Origin of the sequence: Belliella baltica DSM 15883 (assembly GCF_000265405.1) — a bacterium.
Classification (GTDB): domain Bacteria; phylum Bacteroidota; class Bacteroidia; order Cytophagales; family Cyclobacteriaceae; genus Belliella; species Belliella baltica.
The window spans coordinates 3,574,725-3,593,839 of sequence record NC_018010.1; the positions used below are offsets into that span (position 1 = coordinate 3,574,725).

17 protein-coding genes and 2 tRNA genes are annotated in these 19,115 nt (G+C 36.9%); 10 read left to right on the top strand and 9 right to left on the bottom strand.

Features of this window, described 5'->3' with window-relative positions:
* Positions 1-53: 53 nt before the first annotated feature.
* The gene (locus tag BELBA_RS16195; protein WP_041779420.1) at positions 54-1,577 is read right to left on the bottom strand and encodes a DUF4394 domain-containing protein; all 1,524 of its coding nucleotides are present in this window, start codon (positions 1,575-1,577) and stop codon (positions 54-56) included.
* Between the two features lie 211 nt (positions 1,578-1,788).
* Between BELBA_RS16195 and mnmA the strand changes: the two genes are divergently transcribed.
* The 4 genes from mnmA (at position 1,789) to BELBA_RS16215 (ending at position 5,851) form a co-directional block, all read left to right on the top strand.
* Positions 1,789-3,000 carry a tRNA 2-thiouridine(34) synthase MnmA gene (mnmA, locus tag BELBA_RS16200; protein WP_014773757.1) on the top strand — a complete coding sequence of 404 codons (1,212 nt, stop codon included), beginning with the start codon at positions 1,789-1,791 and terminating at the stop codon, positions 2,998-3,000.
* 4 nt (positions 3,001-3,004) lie between these two features.
* The gene (locus tag BELBA_RS16205) at positions 3,005-3,703 is read left to right on the top strand and encodes a pseudouridine synthase (RefSeq protein ID WP_014773758.1); all 699 of its coding nucleotides are present in this window, start codon (positions 3,005-3,007) and stop codon (positions 3,701-3,703) included.
* Between the two features lie 179 nt (positions 3,704-3,882).
* Positions 3,883-5,364, top strand: coding sequence for a M28 family peptidase (locus tag BELBA_RS16210; RefSeq protein WP_014773759.1), 1,482 nt, complete (start codon positions 3,883-3,885; stop codon positions 5,362-5,364).
* Positions 5,365-5,392: 28 nt separating this feature from the next.
* The gene (locus BELBA_RS16215) at positions 5,393-5,851 is read left to right on the top strand and encodes a hypothetical protein (RefSeq protein ID WP_014773760.1); all 459 of its coding nucleotides are present in this window, start codon (positions 5,393-5,395) and stop codon (positions 5,849-5,851) included.
* An 11-nt stretch (positions 5,852-5,862) separates the two neighbouring features.
* Here the strand turns inward: BELBA_RS16215 and BELBA_RS16220 are convergent, their stop codons facing one another.
* The 4 genes from BELBA_RS16220 to BELBA_RS16235 all read right to left on the bottom strand — a co-directional run bounded on the left by BELBA_RS16220 (position 5,863) and on the right by BELBA_RS16235 (position 9,110).
* Positions 5,863-6,423 (bottom strand): 1-acyl-sn-glycerol-3-phosphate acyltransferase, encoded by a 561-nt coding sequence (locus BELBA_RS16220; RefSeq protein WP_014773761.1) that lies wholly within the window; start codon positions 6,421-6,423, stop codon positions 5,863-5,865.
* A 5-nt stretch (positions 6,424-6,428) separates the two neighbouring features.
* On the bottom strand, positions 6,429-7,223 hold the full coding sequence (locus BELBA_RS16225; RefSeq protein ID WP_014773762.1) for a patatin-like phospholipase family protein: 795 nt from the start codon (positions 7,221-7,223) through the stop codon (positions 6,429-6,431).
* On the bottom strand, positions 7,213-8,058 hold the full coding sequence (locus tag BELBA_RS16230; RefSeq protein ID WP_014773763.1) for an MBL fold metallo-hydrolase: 846 nt from the start codon (positions 8,056-8,058) through the stop codon (positions 7,213-7,215). Before BELBA_RS16230 ends, BELBA_RS16225 begins: the two co-directional genes overlap by 11 nt.
* Before the next feature lie 104 nt (positions 8,059-8,162).
* Positions 8,163-9,110, bottom strand: a complete 948-nt coding sequence (locus tag BELBA_RS16235) for an acetyl-CoA carboxylase carboxyltransferase subunit alpha (protein WP_014773764.1) — start codon at positions 9,108-9,110, stop codon at positions 8,163-8,165.
* Between the two features lie 274 nt (positions 9,111-9,384).
* On the opposite strand from BELBA_RS16235, the gene BELBA_RS16240 reads away from it, so the two are divergent.
* Positions 9,385-9,458 (top strand) — tRNA-Asp (locus tag BELBA_RS16240).
* Positions 9,459-9,517: 59 nt separating this feature from the next.
* Positions 9,518-9,591, top strand: a tRNA-Asp gene (locus BELBA_RS16245).
* A 128-nt stretch (positions 9,592-9,719) separates the two neighbouring features.
* Here the strand turns inward: BELBA_RS16245 and galE are convergent.
* The 3 genes from galE to BELBA_RS20010 form a co-directional block, all read right to left on the bottom strand.
* Positions 9,720-10,736 carry a UDP-glucose 4-epimerase GalE gene (gene galE / locus BELBA_RS16250; protein ID WP_014773765.1) on the bottom strand — a complete coding sequence of 339 codons (1,017 nt, stop codon included), beginning with the start codon at positions 10,734-10,736 and terminating at the stop codon, positions 9,720-9,722.
* A 63-nt stretch (positions 10,737-10,799) separates the two neighbouring features.
* On the bottom strand, positions 10,800-11,555 hold the full coding sequence (locus BELBA_RS20005) for a gliding motility-associated C-terminal domain-containing protein (RefSeq protein WP_014773766.1): 756 nt from the start codon (positions 11,553-11,555) through the stop codon (positions 10,800-10,802).
* Complete coding sequence (locus BELBA_RS20010) at positions 11,519-12,763, bottom strand: IgGFc-binding protein (RefSeq protein ID WP_014773767.1); 1,245 nt, start codon at positions 12,761-12,763, stop codon at positions 11,519-11,521. Before BELBA_RS20010 ends, BELBA_RS20005 begins: the two co-directional genes overlap by 37 nt.
* Before the next feature lie 174 nt (positions 12,764-12,937).
* Between BELBA_RS20010 and BELBA_RS16265 the strand changes: the two genes are divergently transcribed.
* Both BELBA_RS16265 and dprA read left to right on the top strand, forming a co-directional pair.
* Complete coding sequence (locus BELBA_RS16265) at positions 12,938-13,288, top strand: MerR family transcriptional regulator (RefSeq protein ID WP_014773768.1); 351 nt, start codon at positions 12,938-12,940, stop codon at positions 13,286-13,288.
* Positions 13,272-14,390, top strand: coding sequence for a DNA-processing protein DprA (gene dprA, locus BELBA_RS16270; RefSeq protein WP_014773769.1), 1,119 nt, complete (start codon positions 13,272-13,274; stop codon positions 14,388-14,390). The genes BELBA_RS16265 and dprA overlap by 17 nt, the downstream gene beginning before the upstream one ends.
* Positions 14,391-14,463: 73 nt before the next feature.
* Here dprA and ffh read toward each other — a convergent pair whose 3' ends face one another.
* A complete protein-coding gene (ffh, locus tag BELBA_RS16275; RefSeq protein WP_014773770.1) occupies positions 14,464-15,801 on the bottom strand; it encodes a signal recognition particle protein in 1,338 nt (445 codons plus the stop codon).
* A gap of 181 nt (positions 15,802-15,982) precedes the next feature.
* Between ffh and BELBA_RS16280 the strand changes: the two genes are divergently transcribed.
* Positions 15,983-18,406: a YfhO family protein gene (locus BELBA_RS16280; protein ID WP_014773771.1), complete on the top strand. Its 2,424-nt coding sequence runs from the start codon at positions 15,983-15,985 to the stop codon at positions 18,404-18,406.
* On the top strand, positions 18,403-19,113 hold the full coding sequence (locus tag BELBA_RS16285; protein ID WP_014773772.1) for a class I SAM-dependent methyltransferase: 711 nt from the start codon (positions 18,403-18,405) through the stop codon (positions 19,111-19,113). Before BELBA_RS16280 ends, BELBA_RS16285 begins: the two co-directional genes overlap by 4 nt.
* The last annotated feature ends 2 nt before the right edge of the window (positions 19,114-19,115 follow it).

Genomic DNA, 19,115 nt, shown 5'->3' on the forward strand with positions numbered 1-19,115 from the left:
AAAAAGACCGGTCCAAAATGACAGGTCTTTTTTATGCTTAATTGAATTAAAAATTAGAACCCTAACCCTACTGCCATTGCAGTCGCATTGATGTTGAAATCTGAAACTTTTGTAGCTGCTCCAGAAGTCAAGTTAATTGAATACACTCCTGTTGATCCTGCAACATCTAGCAGAGCGAAAGCCATATTTGAATCTCCACCGATATCAAATCCATTATCAGATGTGAAATCAACTCCCAAACTTCCTATTGCGACCAAACCACCATCATTTGGAGGATCCTGTCTGTAAAGCATATTTGTCTCACTATCCAAAACAAATAATACAGTAGTAGTGGCATTTGCGACACTGTTTGTATATGCTGCTCCATTTACCAGTGGTGAACCAGGATTTAAATTCCCATCAATCGCAACTACAGTTCCCAAATCTGGGTGTAACCTGAGATTTTGACCTAAATTACTTACCAACCTGATTCTATCGACTGTTGGATTAAAGTCAAAACCGAAACTAGTTCCCAATAAAAGTGGATTCAGGGGGTTACCAACTGCGGTTAGCTGCCCGTTTGCTGTATTCACCGTCATAATTCTGCTTGTACTTGTAATTGCATAAAGCTGTCCATTTGCTGGTCTAAAATCAAGCCCAACAACTGATTCTCCAGTAACTAAACCTTGGAATGCAACTGAATTCATTTCTGGATCAGTAGGGTCAAATCTGTAAAGCATATTGTCCTCAGAAGCTGCATAAGCTACTGGGTTAGTCTTGAAAGCAATTCCGATTACCGGCATATCAAAAGTTCCTACCCATATTGCTCTACCAGAGGATAAGTTGATGGTGTAAAGTTTGGATTCATTTTCATGACTAGTCACCGCCAATGCAATGCTATTGTCGGCTATAATGTCAAAGTTACCTGTTCCCATAAAGTCGATTCCCAAATCTCCAACTTCTTCAAGCCCTCCATCATTTGGTGGGTTTTGTAGGTATAATTTGTCTTGAGAAAAATCTATGTCATACAATTGTGTAGAACTTGCATCAGCTGTACTATTCGTATAGGCAACTGCACCGATCATTGGATTCATTCCACCATTGATGCTTCCATCAGTTGCTACAACTGTACCGAGCTCAGGATGTAATCTTAAATTTTGTCCTGTAGCAGTTACCAATCTGATTCTATCCACTGTAGGATTAAAATCTATAGAAGCATTGTCCCCACTAATTGCTGGAGAAAATGAAGTTTCACCTAGAGCAGTTGCTTCACCATTATTTTCATTGATGATATAAAGTCTGCTAGAAGCACCAAGTGCATAAAGTTGCCCTGTAGCCGGTCTATAATCTATACTTACAATTTTATCACCGGAGCTTAGCCCGGTAATACTCATTACCTCCATCGATGCATTTAGTTCTCTTGCATCGTACTTTGCAATTCTATTTCCAGAAACCAAAGCAGTAAACTCTACTTCTGGCGCTTGTCCAGGCACATCCATTGTAGGAAGTGGATCTTCTTCGTTGCAGCTGAAAATTGCTGCTGAGATGGTCAAAATCGAAAAAACTCTAAGTCCTTTCATCCAATTGTTCTTTTTCATAATAGTTAATTTGTTGGTTACATAATTCTCATTTACGAAGTGTGGTATAAAACTGGATTTTAGAATTATCATATTTTAAAAAAATCATTTCGCTTTTGGTTGTCATGACTGCTCTTATTTCTAGTAACTTTGTGAACCTTTCAAACAAAAGCAATTGTTTGTAGGTATCATTAAACCTCATGGACCTTGAATCCATGAAAATTTAATACAGATGAATCAAAGAAAAAGAGTTGTCGTCGGTCTATCCGGCGGAGTGGACAGTTCCGTTGCCGCATATTTATTAAAAGAGCAAGGTTACGAAGTCATTGGGATGTTTATGAAAAACTGGCATGATGAGTCAGTGACCATTTCCAATGAATGTCCATGGATGGAAGACAGCACAGATGCAATGCTCGTGGCAGAAAAATTAGGCATTCCATTTCAAGCCCTTGATCTAAGCGAAGAATACCGCGAAAGAATTGTGGATTATATGTTTGCTGAATACAAAGCAGGTAGAACTCCCAACCCAGATATTCTTTGTAATAGGGAGATCAAGTTTGATATTTTTCTAAAAGCAGCTCAAAAGCTTAAAGCTGATTTTGTAGCAACAGGTCACTATTGTCAAAAGGGGGAAATTAATGTAAATGGAAATCCTGTATTTCAATTACTAGCGGGAGCAGATCCAAACAAGGATCAAAGCTATTTCCTTTGCCAACTCAATCAAGAACAACTTGCTAAAGCGCTATTTCCGATAGGACATCTACAAAAATCAGAGGTAAGAAAAATTGCCAAAGAACAGGATTTGATTACGGCTGACAAAAAAGATAGTCAAGGTTTGTGCTTTATCGGAAAAGTCAGATTACCCGATTTTCTTCAACAACAACTCAAACCCAAAAAAGGAGATATCCTGGTAGTTTCAGAGGAACTTTCCATTTTTGATAAGAAGAAAATTCCAGCAGGGATGTCTTTTGAGGATTTGGATTTGGAAACTTTGGATGGGATTTGTATGCCCGAAATTTACGATGTAAGTCAGGGAAAGAAAATCGCCGAACACAATGGTGCCCATTACTTTACCGTTGGACAAAGAAAAGGCTTACAAGTTGGTGGGACAGGAAAACCTTTGTTTGTGATCGCAACGGATACGAGTTCGAACGTCATCTATACAGGACTTGGGGAGGATCATCCAGGATTATTGAGAAATGGACTTTTTGTCAAGCATGAAGATATCCATTGGATCAGGGAAGATTTAAAGCTTCAAATTGGTGAAACTGCAAAGTATCAAGCTAGAATCAGATACAGACAACCATTGAGTTCTGCCACTTTATTGATGAAAGAGAATGGGCTATATGTGATTTTTGACACCCCTCAAAAAGGTGTTGCCTCAGGGCAGTTTGTAGCTTGGTATGATGGTGAAGAAAGTATAGGTTCAGGAACCATATTTTGATTTTATGGTTTTAGAGATTCTTTTTGAAGACGATTATTATATCGCTATCAATAAACCTGCGGGACTTTTGGTCCACAAAACCAAGTTGGCAAAGGACGAGGTTCCAGTTTTTGCGATGCAATTGCTGCGTGATCAGATTGGACAGTGGGTCTATCCATTACATAGAATCGATAGACCTACTTCCGGAGTTTTGTTATTTGCAAAATCACCTGAAGCAGCAGCCTTGTTACAACCTGAATTTGCCACCACCAATATTAAAAAGTACTATCTCACAGTAGTTAGAGGTATTCCGGCCGAAGATCATTTTATCATAGATCATCCTTTGAAGAAAGATCTGGATGGTGCATTACAGGATTGTAAAACAGAATTCTGGAAATTGTCAGAAACCGAAATCCCTTTTGCCTCTACTCCCAAATATCCAACTAGTCGGTATTCCCTCTTAAAAGCTTATCCGCACACCGGAAGGATGCATCAAATCAGAAGGCATCTTGCACATGCAAGGCATTATATTATTGGGGATAGTTCTCACGGAGAAAATAAGCAAAATAGATTTTTTAGAGAACAATTTGACTCAAACAATATGCTTCTTCATGCATCTAAATTAATTTTCATTCATCCAGTGTGCAAAGCTGAAATTACAATCTCTGCTCCTATTCCAGATTATTTTCAAAAAATTCTTCTTGATATTTATCTAGATTTATAGAACATTACACGAAATATTTATTCCTATTCGTGTATACTTTAATCAAATTAATAATCCAATTTACATTGTTCGGTTGAAAAAATATATCCAAATATGGACAATCTTTTGTTACCTGTTTAAAACCCTTTGTCCTCCCTCATTATTCTTTATATATTGAACAAATTTTATTTATAGATCAAATGAAAAAAACCCACTTATCACTAATTGGACTTCTTTTTTTAGGTTCTCTTAGTCTGAACGCTCAAAGCTCTAAAGAAGCCATTGAAGCAAATTTCAACGAAAGAGAATCTATTTCACATTTCAGGTACCTAGCATCTGATGAACTGATGGGACGAGATCCTATTCGCCCTGAAATCGATGCAGCGGCAAGGTATATTGCAGAACAGTTCTGGAAATATGGTGCTAAAGAAATTGATGGCGCCAATGGATATTATCAGCACATCCCTTTCCGACTTTCTGCTCCACCTACCAAAGGTGAAGTTGTCTTAGGCAAGAAAACTTTCACGCAAGGTGACGATCTGCTGGTCCTCGATGGTCCTTCAATCAATGGTGATTATGAAATGATAGTTCTTGGGTTCGGAATGGAAGCCGACTATGTAGGAAAAGATGTAAAAGGCAAAATTGTCATCACCAATGTGGGTGCTCCTGATCGATTGACTCCAAGTGATCTTTTTGCAGCGGGAAGAGAGAAAGTTTCATTGGCTCAATCAAAAGGCGCGGTAGCCCTAATAGAGATGTATAACATACCTTCTCCTTGGAATTTCGCAGCGAGAACACTCAATCGAACCCAATTGACAGTTGACAATACTGGAGGAAAAGCCAGTATACCATACATTTGGTTGAGTGATACCAAAAATGAATCTATCAATGCTATTGGAAAAGGAGAGATCAAATCTGCTAAAGTGGAAGTTGCAGGAAAAATCAATCGTGAAATCGTTGGAAAAAATGTAGTAGCAGTGATTGAAGGAACCGATCCACTTTTGAAAGATCAGTATGTGATGCTATCTGCGCACTATGACCATGTGGGCGTTGGAAGACCAGATGCTAATGGAGATTCGATCTACAATGGTGCAAGAGACAATGCAGTAGGAACTGTTGCTGTTATGAATGCTGCACGCTATTTTGCAGAAAACCCACCAAAGCGCTCCATCCTTTTGTGTGCTTGGACAGCTGAAGAAAAAGGACTTTTAGGAAGTCGCTATTTTGCAGATAATCCACTGATTCCTTTGGACAAAATCATCTATAATTTCAATATTGATAATGGTGGTTACAATGATACTTCTATCATCACTGTGATTGGTTTGGGCAGAACATCTGCTGATCCATTAATTGCGAAAGCTACGCAAGAATTTGGATTGGAGGCAATTGCTGATCCATCACCAGAACAAGGATTGTATGACCGCTCAGACAATGTGAATTTCGCTAGAAAAGGAATTCCATCTCCTACTTTCAGCTTAGGTTTCCGAGCATTTGATGATGAAATCAACAAATATTATCACCAACCCGCCGATCAAGTTGATAATTTTGACTTGGACTATGCGGTGAAATATTGGAAGTCTTATATTCTATCAGCTTTATATATTGCTAACACTGCAGAACAGCCAGTATGGAAAGCTGGGGATAAATATGAGGAAGTTGGAAAAAAACTATATGGAAATTAATTCATAAGAGTTCAAAAAAAGCACAGCCATGGAACATTCATCTTTAAATCAGAGAGTTGATAACTTGATAAGCTTGATCAATCAAAAAGCTCAAGAATATAGAAGAAAACAAATTCAACAATATGAAATTGAAGCAATGAAAAGGTTACCGCAAAAATTTGGAACGGTTATTCCAGAAAAAGAGGTGGAAATCTGGATGGAAAAATTTGAAAAAGTGATTCAAAAACTACCCTCTTCTACAGAAAAAGGAACACCTTATGTGAAAGCTAAAAATGAACTCTTTAGAGATTTAAACAAAAAATACAAAATCCAAAGAAAAGGACAATGGACAGCAATTATGCTTCCTGTTTTTATGAGTTCGATCGGTGTGGCTATTGGAGCAAGCACCGGCAATCTTGCTCTTTGGATTCCTATAGGCATCATTATTGGTTTTGTCGTAGGAAGATCTATAGATAAAAATGCAGAAAAAAAAGGCTTGGTTTTCTAACCAAGCCTTTTTTATTTGATACCTTTCTCTGGATATTTAGCTGTAACTGTTCTCCCAAATGCTTTCAATTCTTCGATTTGAGCATCCATATTTCCATCAGGTTGGAGGATGGTTCCTAGTCCAGCTTCTTTTTTCTTATAATCTAAATATCCAATAACTATTGGAACATCTGCACCAAGAGCAATATGATAAAATCCTGATTTCCATCTAGGCGCATAGCTTCTTGTTCCTTCAGGTGTAACCATGATTACGAGTTCATCGGTTTCTTTCAGGAGATTCACCATGAGTTCAGTGTAGGTTTGCTTTCTTTTTCCAGACACTCGCTTTCTATCAATTGCTATTCCTCCTAAGGATTTGATTAACCAGCCCAAAGGTCCTACCATGACTTCCTTTTTTATAGTAAACTTTACTGGAATATCCATCAAATAGAATGCAGCTCTTGCATAAAGTAAGTCCCAATTGCTAGTGTGAGGTATAGCAATCAACACTGCCTTTTTGAGTTCTTTTGGCCAGACTGAAACAAATTTCCATCCTGTCAACCAAAAAACAATTTTTGATAAGAATTTCATCATATCACTTATAACTTGACCGTATTTTGTCCTAATTCCTTAAATTCTGGATGTGTATTGATAAACTCAAGTGTAGCCTGATATCCTGCTTCGAAAATTTCATTCGCTTTTTTAATATCAAACACACCATACCTTGCTAATCCTTTTGGTTCAATAAAAAAATCACATTTACTTTTTCTACTATACACATTATAATTCATAGACATGATTACAGTGCGCTCGATCAAATTTTTTATATTCTTGATATTATGTTCTTCAGGAAGATGATTGCAATTCACTCCAATGACAACATCACAAATTCCTTCATGCGGTTCAACGGGTAAATTATTCAAAACACCACCATCAACATAGAAGTTGTCCCCAATTTCGATTGGGTCAAACATCCCAGGAATGCAAGAAGATGCCATGATTGGTTTGATTAAATTTCCTTCAGAAAAATACACCACTTTTCCTCTTTTGATATCAGTGGCAGCCACAACTAATGGAATCTTTAATGATGAAAAATCATTTTCTGGTAAATACTTCTCATAAAGCTGAAGTACACTATCCATTTTAAGAATACCAGTCCAGCTGATTGCTGGTCTCATAAATTTGAAATAGTTGGTCTTTACGATGATATCCATGATCTCCTCTGGGTCATATCCGCTGCAATACATGGATCCAACAATAGCTCCTGCGCTTGTCCCACTCACTTGAGTTGGATAAATATTATTTTCATTGAGTGCTTTTAAAACACCCAAATGAGAGATTCCCCTAACTCCTCCACCTGAAAAAGCTATCCCTATTTTTTTATCAGATTTCATCCAATGAAAATGTTTGATCAAGACGTACGCCTTTGTCCGTCATTTTGACGGTACAACATTCGTTTTCAGAATCATGTTCCAAAAAGATGATATACTCATTTTCGGCCGCTTCTTCCAAAAACTTCTTTTTTTCTGTCAATGTAATCAAGGGTCTTGTATCATATCCCATCACATATGGTAAAGGAATATGTCCAACTGAAGGCAAAAGGTCTGCTGCAAAAACAATTGTTTTACCTTTATAATTGATTTTAGGAATCATCTGCTTGTCTGTATGCCCATCAGCTGTGAAAAATTCAAACCCATCAAAAAGTTTTCCTTCATTTAAGTCCAAAAACTGTAACTGACCACTATCTTGCATAGGAAGGATATTTTCTTTCAGGAAAGACGCTTTCTCTCTTGCGTTTGGAACTGTGGCCCATTGCCAATGCTCAGCATTTGTCCAATATTTCGCATTTTCAAAGACCATTTGGTATTTGTTCTTGTCATCATTTTTGTAAGCAACTCCTCCACCACAGTGATCAAAATGAAGGTGTGTCAAAAAATTATCTGTGATATCCTTAAAGTCAAGCCCAATTTTATTTAGAGATGATTTCAGCGAATCATTTCCATGCAGGTAATAGTGAGAGAAAAACTTAGCATCTTGCTTGTCCCCTATTCCGTTGTCAATCAAAACTAATCTACTATTATCTTCCACCAATAAGCATCTCATCGCCCAAGTACAAAGATTATTTTCGTCAGCCGGATTGGTTCTTGACCAAAGAGATTTCGGTACTACTCCAAACATCGCCCCCCCATCAAGTTTAAAAAACCCAGTATTGACAACATGTAAGTTCATAATTTTCTTTTTTTAATAAGAGAAAACAAAAAATCCTATAATTTGAAATATCATAACTTAAAACCGTTTTAATATTTCAAATCATAGGATCTGCAATTTTTTGATTATTCTACGACTACACCCATAGAGCAGAATTTATCTATTCTTTGATCAATTCTTTTTTCCGGTTTGATTTTATCAAGTTCTTTTAAAGCATCTAAAATTGCAGCCTTAATTGTCTTTGACATTTTTCTCATATCTTTATGAGCACCACCAAGCGGTTCTTCAATAATCCCATCTATCAAGCCATTGGCTTTCATATCAATAGCAGTTAGTTTCAGCGCTTCGGCTGCCTGCTCTTTATAATCCCAACTTCTCCATAGTATAGACGAGCAAGATTCAGGTGAAATTACAGAATACCAAGTATTTTCTAACATCATTACTCGATCTCCTATTGCTATTCCTAATGCTCCTCCTGATGCCCCTTCACCAATGATAATGCAAATCACTGGTACTTTTAGCATAAACATTTCTTTGAGGTTTCTGGCTATTGCCTCTCCTTGACCTCGCTCTTCAGCTTCTAAACCTGGAAAAGCACCCGGAGTATCTATTAAAGTTACTATTGGCTTTCCGAATTTTTCAGCCATTTTCATGAGTCGGAGTGCTTTTCTGTAACCTTCGGGATTTGCCATTCCAAAATTTCGTTCTTGGCGTTGTTTGGTATTCCTCCCTTTCTGCTGTCCTATAAACATTACCGATCTGCCATCAATATCTCCAAGACCACCAATCATAGCCTTATCATCTTTTACTGAGCGATCACCATGCAACTCTATAAAATCGTTGGTCATTTCGTAAATATAATCCAACGCATAAGGTCGATCTGCATGTCTAGAAAGCTGAACCCTCTGCCATCTAGTCAAATTTTGGAATGTCTCCTTTTTCAAAGTTTGTATCTTTTCTTCCAAAGACTGAATATCTGAGGTTAAATCAATATTTCTCCCCTTAGCCAAGTCTTTCATTTCTTGTAACTTAAGCTCCAAATCAGCAATTGGTTTTTCGAATTCTAATACCATAGTAAGCGTTTTTGACTTAGGCAAAGATAAAAATATATTCTCTAATAGAAACTTTTTTTCTGAGGGTGGAATTTAAAAGTCTATCTTGATATAGGATGTTTAACTATAAGAAAATTCGAAAAACCGAAATGAAAGTAATCAATTTAGCGATGTCAAAATTATCTATTTGAAAATTAGAAGGATATCGATAGAAGTAAGTTTTTTTTTATTTGAATATTTGCAATGCACCTTCAAAACATTACCTTTGCATCACTTCAAACGAGAAGGAGAAAAAGGAGTGGTAGTTCAGCTGGTTAGAATGCCTGCCTGTCACGCAGGAGGTCGCGGGTTCGAGTCCCGTCCATTCCGCATAAACTTAACTTGTTTAGTGTTTCAAGTAAAGTTCTTAATTTAAAAAGCACAACAATGGAGTGGTAGTTCAGCTGGTTAGAATGCCTGCCTGTCACGCAGGAGGTCGCGGGTTCGAGTCCCGTCCATTCCGCAAAGTCTCAAAGAAATTTGAGACTTTTTTTATGTCTAATTTTTTAAAAACAAAAATAGCCCTTCTAATACAAAGGGCTATTTTAAATTTACAATCTTTCAGTTGTCGTAAAGTTAATTTTTGACAATTTATATTCCTGAAAGCTTTTTCTGCCAGTTCCAAGAATCTCTCAGACTGTCTTCAAGTGTATATTTAGCAGTCCAACCCAAGAGATTATTTACTTTATCTGTATTTGCCCATACTTTTTCAATATCCCCTGGTCTTCTTGGACCAATTTCATAATTCAATTTTTGATTTGATACCTTTTCAAATGCTTGAACAACCTCCAATACTGTATTACCATTACCAGTTCCTACATTGAAAATATCTATAAAATTATCTTCTTGCTTTTCTAAATATTCCAATGCCTTGACATGAGCGTCAGCAAGATCTAATACATGTATATAATCACGTACACATGTTCCATCTTTTGTATTATAGTCATTTCCAAATACAGTGATTTTCTCCCTAATTCCTGCAGCAGTCTGTGTTACAAATGGGATTAGGTTAGCAGGCACACCAAGTGGCAACTCTCCTATCTCGGCACTTGGATGTGCTCCTATTGGATTGAAATACCTTAATCCTATTGCTTTTGTATTTGGCTTGCTTTTGATATGATCATGCAAAATATCTTCACAAATCTTCTTTGTATTTCCATAAGGACTTTCAGCTTCCTTTCTAGGAGTAGACTCTAAAACTGGAAGATGATCAGGTTGACCATAAACTGTGCAAGAGGAAGAAAAAACAATGTTTTTAACCCCATATTTTTTCATAACCTCTAATATTACCAATAGAGAATTAATATTATTGGAATAATATTTTAAAGGTATTTGAGTACTCTCCCCTACTGCTTTACTAGCTGCAAAATGAATAATTCCAGAAATTTCGTTTTCCTTAAAAATCTTATCTACTAAAGCTTTGTTATTACAATCCCCTTCATAGGACTTCACATCTTTAGAAAGAATCTTCTTTAATCCCTTCAAAACTCCTTTTTCGGAATTTGAAAAGTCATCCAAGATAATTGGATTATAACCTGATTCAACTAAGGCAACAGCAGTGTGGGAACCGATATAACCTGCTCCTCCCGTAATCAAAATATTCTTCATTTGTTTCAATAGGTTTAATTAAATACAAGTATAAGCAGATCTCGTCAAGGAATAAAGATAAATCTATTTTACCAAAACAAACCCTCCTTTGATCTGATCACTTTTTGGTATTCCATTGAGTAAATATTCATAGCTGAAAACGTAAGTGTAATTGCCAGCTGGAGCATCTTCGTTATTGACTTTCCCATCCCATCCAGTATTTCCAAAATAAATTAATTCTCCCCAAAGATTATACACCATAAGTTCATAAATCAAAGTACAATTTGCAACCGCTTCAAAGAGACCTTCTCGAGGATCAAAACCTGTAGGCATTCTTGCAATTGGGTCAGCTTCAACCATCTCTCCAGTACCGAAGCTTACACATCCTCTACTATCGACTACTGTTACTTCATGTATTCCTCTTGGCACTCCCTGAAGCAAAAACTGGGTAGAGTTATCAAAATCCCATAGATAAGTAAAAGGACCATCTCCCCCTTTTGGTTCTGCAAGAAGGTCCCCATTTGCTTCTCCAGGGCAAGCAAATTTTTCAATTCTCACATCTACTTCCAGTGGCAAGGGTGAGTCGATCATAAAATTGATGGGTAAAACACAGCCATTAGCATCAGTTATCTCAAGTTCATATAGTCGGCCTTCCAAATCAAACAGATTGATTTGATTTCCATTGATTTGATTTGTTGGGAGATTGATGGAGTAAGGAGCTGTTCCACCAGTTAGCTCAATGAAAGCTTCTCCATCAGCCCTACCAAAACAAGATGTCGCTATGGTATTTATAGCTTCTACTTCTAGCAACGGAGGCTCCACAATATTGATATTTTCCAAAACAATTTCACATCCAAACGTGTGTTCTGTACCGAAACTGTCGCCGTGATGATGTTGACATAATGGAAACTAATTGAAGGCAATTGTAATGCATTGAAAGTAATTTGACTGAGAAGCTGTTGATTTGGACTATATGTGATCATAAATGGATCACCTATGTTGCTTCCCGGCCCCGGTAGATTACAGTCCATGCTTTTCGCAAATCCAGTAACAGAAATTGGCTTATCACTTGATATTGAAACTGCTTCCGTACTTGAAAAATCTCTAGACAGAAATGCTCCAGACCCTATAGTGCCAACGCTAGTTCCATTGATGAATATTTCGCTATCATCTTCTGAAGCTAATATTTTCACTAATTCTCCCGAATTCCTACCAGCCAAGGGAACATGCAAAAAATCATTCCCCCAAGTGTTTACAGGATAGGCTTGTTGAAATAGATGATCATTGGCTTGACCACAATTACCAACACCTGTCCATTTATTCCCTCCAAAAACAGCTATATTTTTACAGTTTTGAGCATCAGCTCCAATCACCCGAACTCTTGATCCAGTCAAATCCCCTCTTGCTTTTAACTGATAAGATTGACCTGTATTTAAATTTATTGAATAAGGAACACCTGTAGTTTGGCCAGATATTGTATTTACTTTTGGAGTAATTTCTATTTCTGTATTATCCTCTACTGCTACTACTAGAAGCGTACTTTCATTATTGGAGTTTGGATCAAAATTCACTTGTGCCGTTACTTCCTCAAAATGCGAAGTGATATAATGATCTTTACCTAAAGTAGTGGTAGGAAGAACTACTGTCCCATCAGCACTTCTAAATCTTTCATTAAATGCATAGACAGAAATATTGCCTGAGGAAAGTATATAGACTCCTTTATTTTCAACAATGCCAGAAGTTCTATGAAGTATATCAAAATTCTCAATTCTCTGTACAAATTGTTGACCTGCTTGAAGGTTGAAAATCTGAGTACTTCCGGGATACTCAATAATTCCCTCCGCTGCTTCACTTGCGGTTATTACTATAATTCCAATATCAGGTGCTCCGTCAGAATTCGGGCTAGGCGGAACTCTATTATTCTCCATAAAACCTACCCAAAACTCTTTTCCTACAGTGGTTACTTGAGCCGAAATATTATTTAAAATTGCAAAGGAAAGAAATAGGGAGATCGTTAAAATTAATCCTTTAGAATAAAGGTGCTTCATTGAATTGTAATTAATTAGAAATCAGCATTCAATATAAAGCTATTCTAAAAAAAATTATTCAATATGACTTTTTATTTCTAAAAAAATAGAATTTACTTCTGGACAAAAGTTTACTTTCAAGGTTTTGGGATTTTTTGTTAAATTTGATTTAGTATTCTTAAAATTATTATTGTCGTGCCATACAAAGAACGTGAAATAGAGAAAAAATACTTTTCAATTGGTGAAGTTGCAACTATGTTTAAGGTAGCTCCCTCTTTGATTCGATATTGGGAAGGGGAATTTGATATCATAAATCCAAAAAAAGATAAGAAAGGTAATAGAAGATTCACGAAGGAAGATATTGAGAAAATTCGATATATCTATCAATTGGTTAAGGTGAAAGGCTTCACACTTCAAGGAGCACAAGAAGTAATTAAGAAGGAACAAAATCATGTTTTTGACAAAGTGGCGACAATCAACAAACTCCATCAAATTAAAAAATTTTTAGCAGAAATAAGGGAAAATATTCATGTCAAATCTGAATGAAACTATACATCATGAATTAGCATTGAGCTTGGTTCCAAAGATTGGACCTGCCATTTTTAGAGGTATCCTTGCATACGCTGGCGATGCCAAAAATTTCCTTAAAATCCCTAAAGGTAAAGCTGAGAAAATCCCTCGAATCAGCAAACAAATCATTTCAATTAGAAATGAATTTGAGTCCAAATTAAAAATAGCAGATGATATCATCAATGACTGCTTGAAAAAGGGGATTCAAGTGGCTACTTTTTCTAGTGAATCTTTTCCTGAGAGGCTAAAAAACATAGAAGATTTCCCTCTTGTACTTTTTGTAAAGGGAAATGCTGATCTCAATCCATCCCGAGCAATTGGAATCGTAGGTACTAGAAACTGCACAGAATATGGAAGAAGTGTCACTAGAAAAGTTATCGAAGACCTTATACCCTACAAACCCACTATCATCAGTGGCCTAGCATACGGAATTGATATAGAAGCCCATCGAGCAGCTCTCCAATTTGATCTACCAACCATCGGAGTTTTGGGTTCTTCGGTAGATTCAGTTTACCCTTCAGTTCATAAAAATACTGCAAAAGAAATGCTTGAAAATGGAGGATTGATTAGCGAATACCTTCCAGGTTCTCAAATGCATCCAAGCAACTTCCCTCAAAGAAATCGAATTATAGCGGGACTTTCTGATGCCTTAGTTGTGGTAGAAGCTGCCATCAAAGGTGGTGCTTTAATTACAGCAGAAATTGCTTATGGTTATAATAAAGAAGTATTTGCTATTCCAGGCAACTTGCAATCTCCCTTAAGTGAGGGTTGTAATAATTTGATTAGTAAAATGAAAGCTTCTATTTACACAGGAGTAAAAAACATTGAAGAAGCTCTTTCTTGGTCCAAGGAAAACCCACAAGAGAGTAAATTCACAAAAGAAAAAAGCTGGATAAACTTTCCGAAGGAAGAACAGGATATTCTGAAATTGATTAAAGACAAGGGCGAAATTGAAATTGATCAACTGGCAATGCTCACCAATCTTTCAAATACATCACTTTCTTCAAAGCTTCTCAATCTAGAATTTGAAGGTTTGATTAAGTCCAAGCCTGGCAAACGATATGCTTTGGTATTTTAATCTTTTTTAAAAAAAACAGCTCTTGATCAATAAATCAAGAGCTGTTTTTATTGTGAATATATAATTCAAGGGATTACCTTCTACCCATATTAGGCATGATATTGCCAAGAGCTTTTTGAGCTCCTCCCATTTTATTCATTTGCTTCATTAACTTTCTCATATCTCCAAATTGCTTCATCAGGTTGTTGACCTCAGTGATAGTTCTTCCGCTACCTGTTGCGATTCTTTTTCTTCTGCTACCATCGATGACATCTGGATTCTCACGTTCCAATGGCGTCATGCTTCTGATAATGGCTTCAATAGGTCTGAATGAATCATCATCAATATCCAATCCTTTCATAGCTTTGCCCATTCCCGGAATCATGCCCATCAGGTCTTTGATATTACCCATCTTTTTGATTTGTTCCAATTGAGAAAGGAAATCATCAAAATTGAATTGGTTCTTCCTGATTTTAGCGTTGATTCTCTTGGCTTCATCTTCGTCGAAAGTTTGCTGTGCTCTTTCTACCAAAGAGATCACATCACCCATTCCAAGTATTCTTTGTGCCATTCTATCTGGATGGAAGACATCCAGATTTTCCATTTTTTCACCCGTGGAGATGAATTTGATTGGCTTGTTGACTACGTGCCTGATCGAAATGGCTGCACCACCTCTGGTATCACCATCGAGTTTGGTCAATACAACACCATCAAAATTCAATCGCTCGTCAAAAGTCTTAGCTGTGTTGACTGCATCCTGACCCGTCATCGCATCCACGACAAACAAAGTCTCTGATGGATTCAAAGCTTTTTTCAAAGCTTCGATTTCTTTCATCATTTGTTCATCAACAGCGAGACGACCTGCAGTATCGACGATTACCGTCTTTTTGCCAGTTTTCTTTGCATAAGCAATTGCATTGTTCGCAATTTCTAAGGCATTCTTATTTTCAGGTTCAGAATAAACTTCAACGCCAATTTGCTCACCCAATACTTTCAACTGATCAATCGCAGCAGGCCTATAGATATCACAAGCCACCAAAAGCACTTGTCTTCCTTGTTTTTTAAGATAACTGGCGAATTTACCAGAAAAAGTAGTCTTACCAGAACCCTGAAGACCTGAGATCAACACCACAGCTGGATCACCTTTGATATTGACGTCCACCTTGGTTTCACCCATCAATTTTGTCAATTCTTCTTGTGTGATTTTGATCAACAATTGACCTGGAGAAACTGCAATAAGTACATCTCTACCTAAAGCCTCTTCTTTGATTGTGTCAGTTACTTCCTTGGCTACTTTATAGTTAACGTCAGCATCGATCAAGGCTCTTCTAATTTCCTTTACCGTAGTAGCTACGTTGATTTCAGTGATTTTACCAGTCCCTTTGAGGGTCTTAAAAGCTTTATCTAATTTTAAATTCAGATTATCAAACATGCCTTTTTTATTCTATTTGATGCAAAAATAGAAATTTATTTGGGAAAAGGGATTGCTTATTGCAAAGGTTTTGACTTCTCTTGATTTTACTTTGAGGAAAGTTAATTCTGTTCATTTCCCTCCACATTCTTTTTATTTTTTTAATTTGCGAACATTCTTAAAAAATGAAATCCGAAATCAAATGCATATCAATCTAAAGAAAGATATTTTACCACATGTTATCAGTGTGATTATTTTCTATTTGATCGTTCTGTTTTACTTTTCACCTGCTGTTTTTGATGGTAAAATTATATTTCAAAATGACATCCTTCAGTGGGAAGGAGGCGCAAAAGAAATAATCGACCATAGGGCTGAAACTGGTGAGGAAGCACTTTGGACGAATAGTATGTTTGGAGGTATGCCAGCTTATTTGGTAAGCTTTGAAATCGCAGGAGACATTACGAATCATATTACCAAGGTCTTGACACTTGGTTTACCACACCCTATCAATGCGATTTTCTTCGGAATGGTGGCGATGTACATTCTTTTGTTAAGTTTCAAAGTTCGCCCTGAATTCTCGGTCATTGGATCAATTGCTTTTGCATTCAACACTTTTCATATTATTTCCATTGATGCAGGACATAATGCCAAAATTTGGGCTATTTGTTTAATTCCATTAATTCTTGCTGGGATTCATTTGGCATTCAATCAGAAAAAGCTGCTTGGATTGGCACTTTTCACTTTGGGATTGATGCTGCAGCTCAAATTCAATCACCTTCAAATTACCTATTACACAGTCATCATTGTCTTCATTTATTTGATTGCGGTGATTTATGAAAATTACAAATCCAGACAGCTGCCCGAATTTGGTAAAGTCGCTTTGATTCTAGTTCTTGGGACCCTAATCGCTGTTGGAGGGAATATCAGTAGATTTTTGAGCGTATATGAATATGGGAAATACTCAACAAGAGGAGCACCGAATCTGGAAACTGGAACAAATTCTCAAGCAGGATTGGATAAAGATTATGCTTTCAATTGGTCCCAAGGAAAAGCGGAAACACTCACCTTGCTCGTTCCATTTTTTTATGGTGGCGGGAGTGGTGAAGCTCTTCCCGAAAATTCAAATACAGAAGCAGCGCTTCGTGCAAATGGTGTTGATAATGCTCAGATAAGGGGTTTTATCCAGGCTGCCCCAACATATTGGGGAGATCAGCCAGGTACAGGTGGACCAATTTATGGCGGTGCAATTATGATCTTTTTGTTTGTACTCGGCTTACTTTATGCCCAAAAATCTTACAGATATGCATTCCTTTCCATCACAATTTTATCTTTACTTTTAGCTTGGGGAAAAAATCTAGAATGGTTTAATTATGCAGTCTTCGATTATTTGCCTGGGTACAACAAATTCAGAGCAGTCTCTATGGCTTTGTGTCTTGCTTTGTTTTCTATTCCTGTATTAGGAGCCTTAGGTTTAGAAGGCTTATTTGCTGAAAAGTTTGATAAAAAGACCCTTAAAAATCTTGCCATTGCTTTGGGAAGTACAGCTGGTATCGCTTTGCTTTTGGCAGTATTTGCAGGTACATTTGGTTTTCGCGGAGCAGTTGATTTGAATTTACCAGATTGGTTGGTATCAGCAGTTCAAGAGGATCGAAAAGCATTCCTAAGATCGAGTGCTTTCAAGAGCTTTATTTTCATTGCTCTTTCAGGAGCATTGATCTTTTTTGCTTTGAAAAATAAAATTTCTATTCAACTGGCAGGTTTGGGGGTTGTAATTCTATTGACCATTGATCTTTGGATGATCAACAAGCGTTACCTGAACGATGATTCTTTCCAAATTAATCCTTCTCAGCAATTCTTTGCTGCCACTCCAGCAGACAAGATGATCCTTCAAGATCCTGGCTATTTTAGAGTATTGAATTTAGCCAATCCTTTTAATGATGCGAGAACCTCCTATTTCTTCAATAGTGTTGGAGGATATCATGGGGCTAAAATGAGGAGATATCAGGAATTGATAGAAAACGTCATCAGTCCAGAAATGAATCAATTCATTCAAAAAGCGCAGGAAGGAAATTTTGACTTCGAAAGCCTCAATGCACTCAACATGCTCAACACTAAATACATCATGGCAGGCGAGGCTGAAAATGCTGTTTTTGAAAATCCATTGGCAAATGGACCTGCATGGTTTCCTTCCAGAATTATAGAAACCAAGAGCAATGATGAGGAAATCAAACTCATTGCTGAAATCAATACACGACAAGAAGCGACAGTCAACGTACAAGAATTTCAAAATATAAAAACAGGTTCTGGTACCATTAGACTTGAGCAACAAAGCCCAAACCAATTTACTTATGAAGTCAATGCTGAAGCGGCAGGTCTTGTTGTGTTCTCCGAAATCTATTACCCACTTGGTTGGAAAGCGACGATTAATGGTCAAGAAGCAGAAATCATAAGAACCAATTATCTCTTGAGAGGAATCGAAGTTCCATCAGGTCAAAGTACGATCGAAATGAAATTCGAACCAAAGAGTTATTTCAATACAAAAGGTATCAATGTTATTTCTCAATATTTATGGCTAGCCTTATTTTTAGTCAGTCTATTCTTCACCTTTAAATCAGAAAAATCATGAGCACTGAAAAAAATAAAATTCAGGGGTTTTATGATGAGTTTTCGGAGAAACAGGTAAAAACAGGTGTCAATTCCAGACATTTAAATATTATTAACAAGCTTGTTTCATCTGGTCTGAAGTCAACGCATCAAGTTCTTGAAGTCGGGTGTGGAATCGGCACAGTTAGTCAACTTATCGCAAAAGTAGTCAGTAAAGGAAATGTGCTTGCTGTAGATATTAGCGAAAAAAGCATCCAAAAAGCAAGTGAAATCTGGCAAAAACATGCAAATCTAACATTTGAGGTTTCCGACATGAGTGACTTTAATAAATCCGGAAAAACTTTTGATTATTTTGTTTTCCCGGATGTATTGGAGCATATTCCTGTTGAGCAACATCCTAACTTATTTGCGAATATTACAAAGCATTCCCATGAAAACTCGGTGGTATTTGTTCATATTCCTTCTCCTCGGTTTTTGGAATGGATGATTCGAAATGAACCTGAAAAGCTCCAGATTATTGACCAACCCTTGGATACTTCAAAGCTGATCGGAGTCTTGCAACAGTTTGGTTTTTATCTTGAAGAAATGAAAACCTATTCGGTTTTTTATGAAGAGAAGGATTACCAATATTTCGTCTTCAGGAAAAACAAAGCGATAGAAAAAACGACTCCAAGAGATAAGTGGGTGATTTTGAAAGAAAGAATAAGTATAAAATTAAATATTCGGTAAGT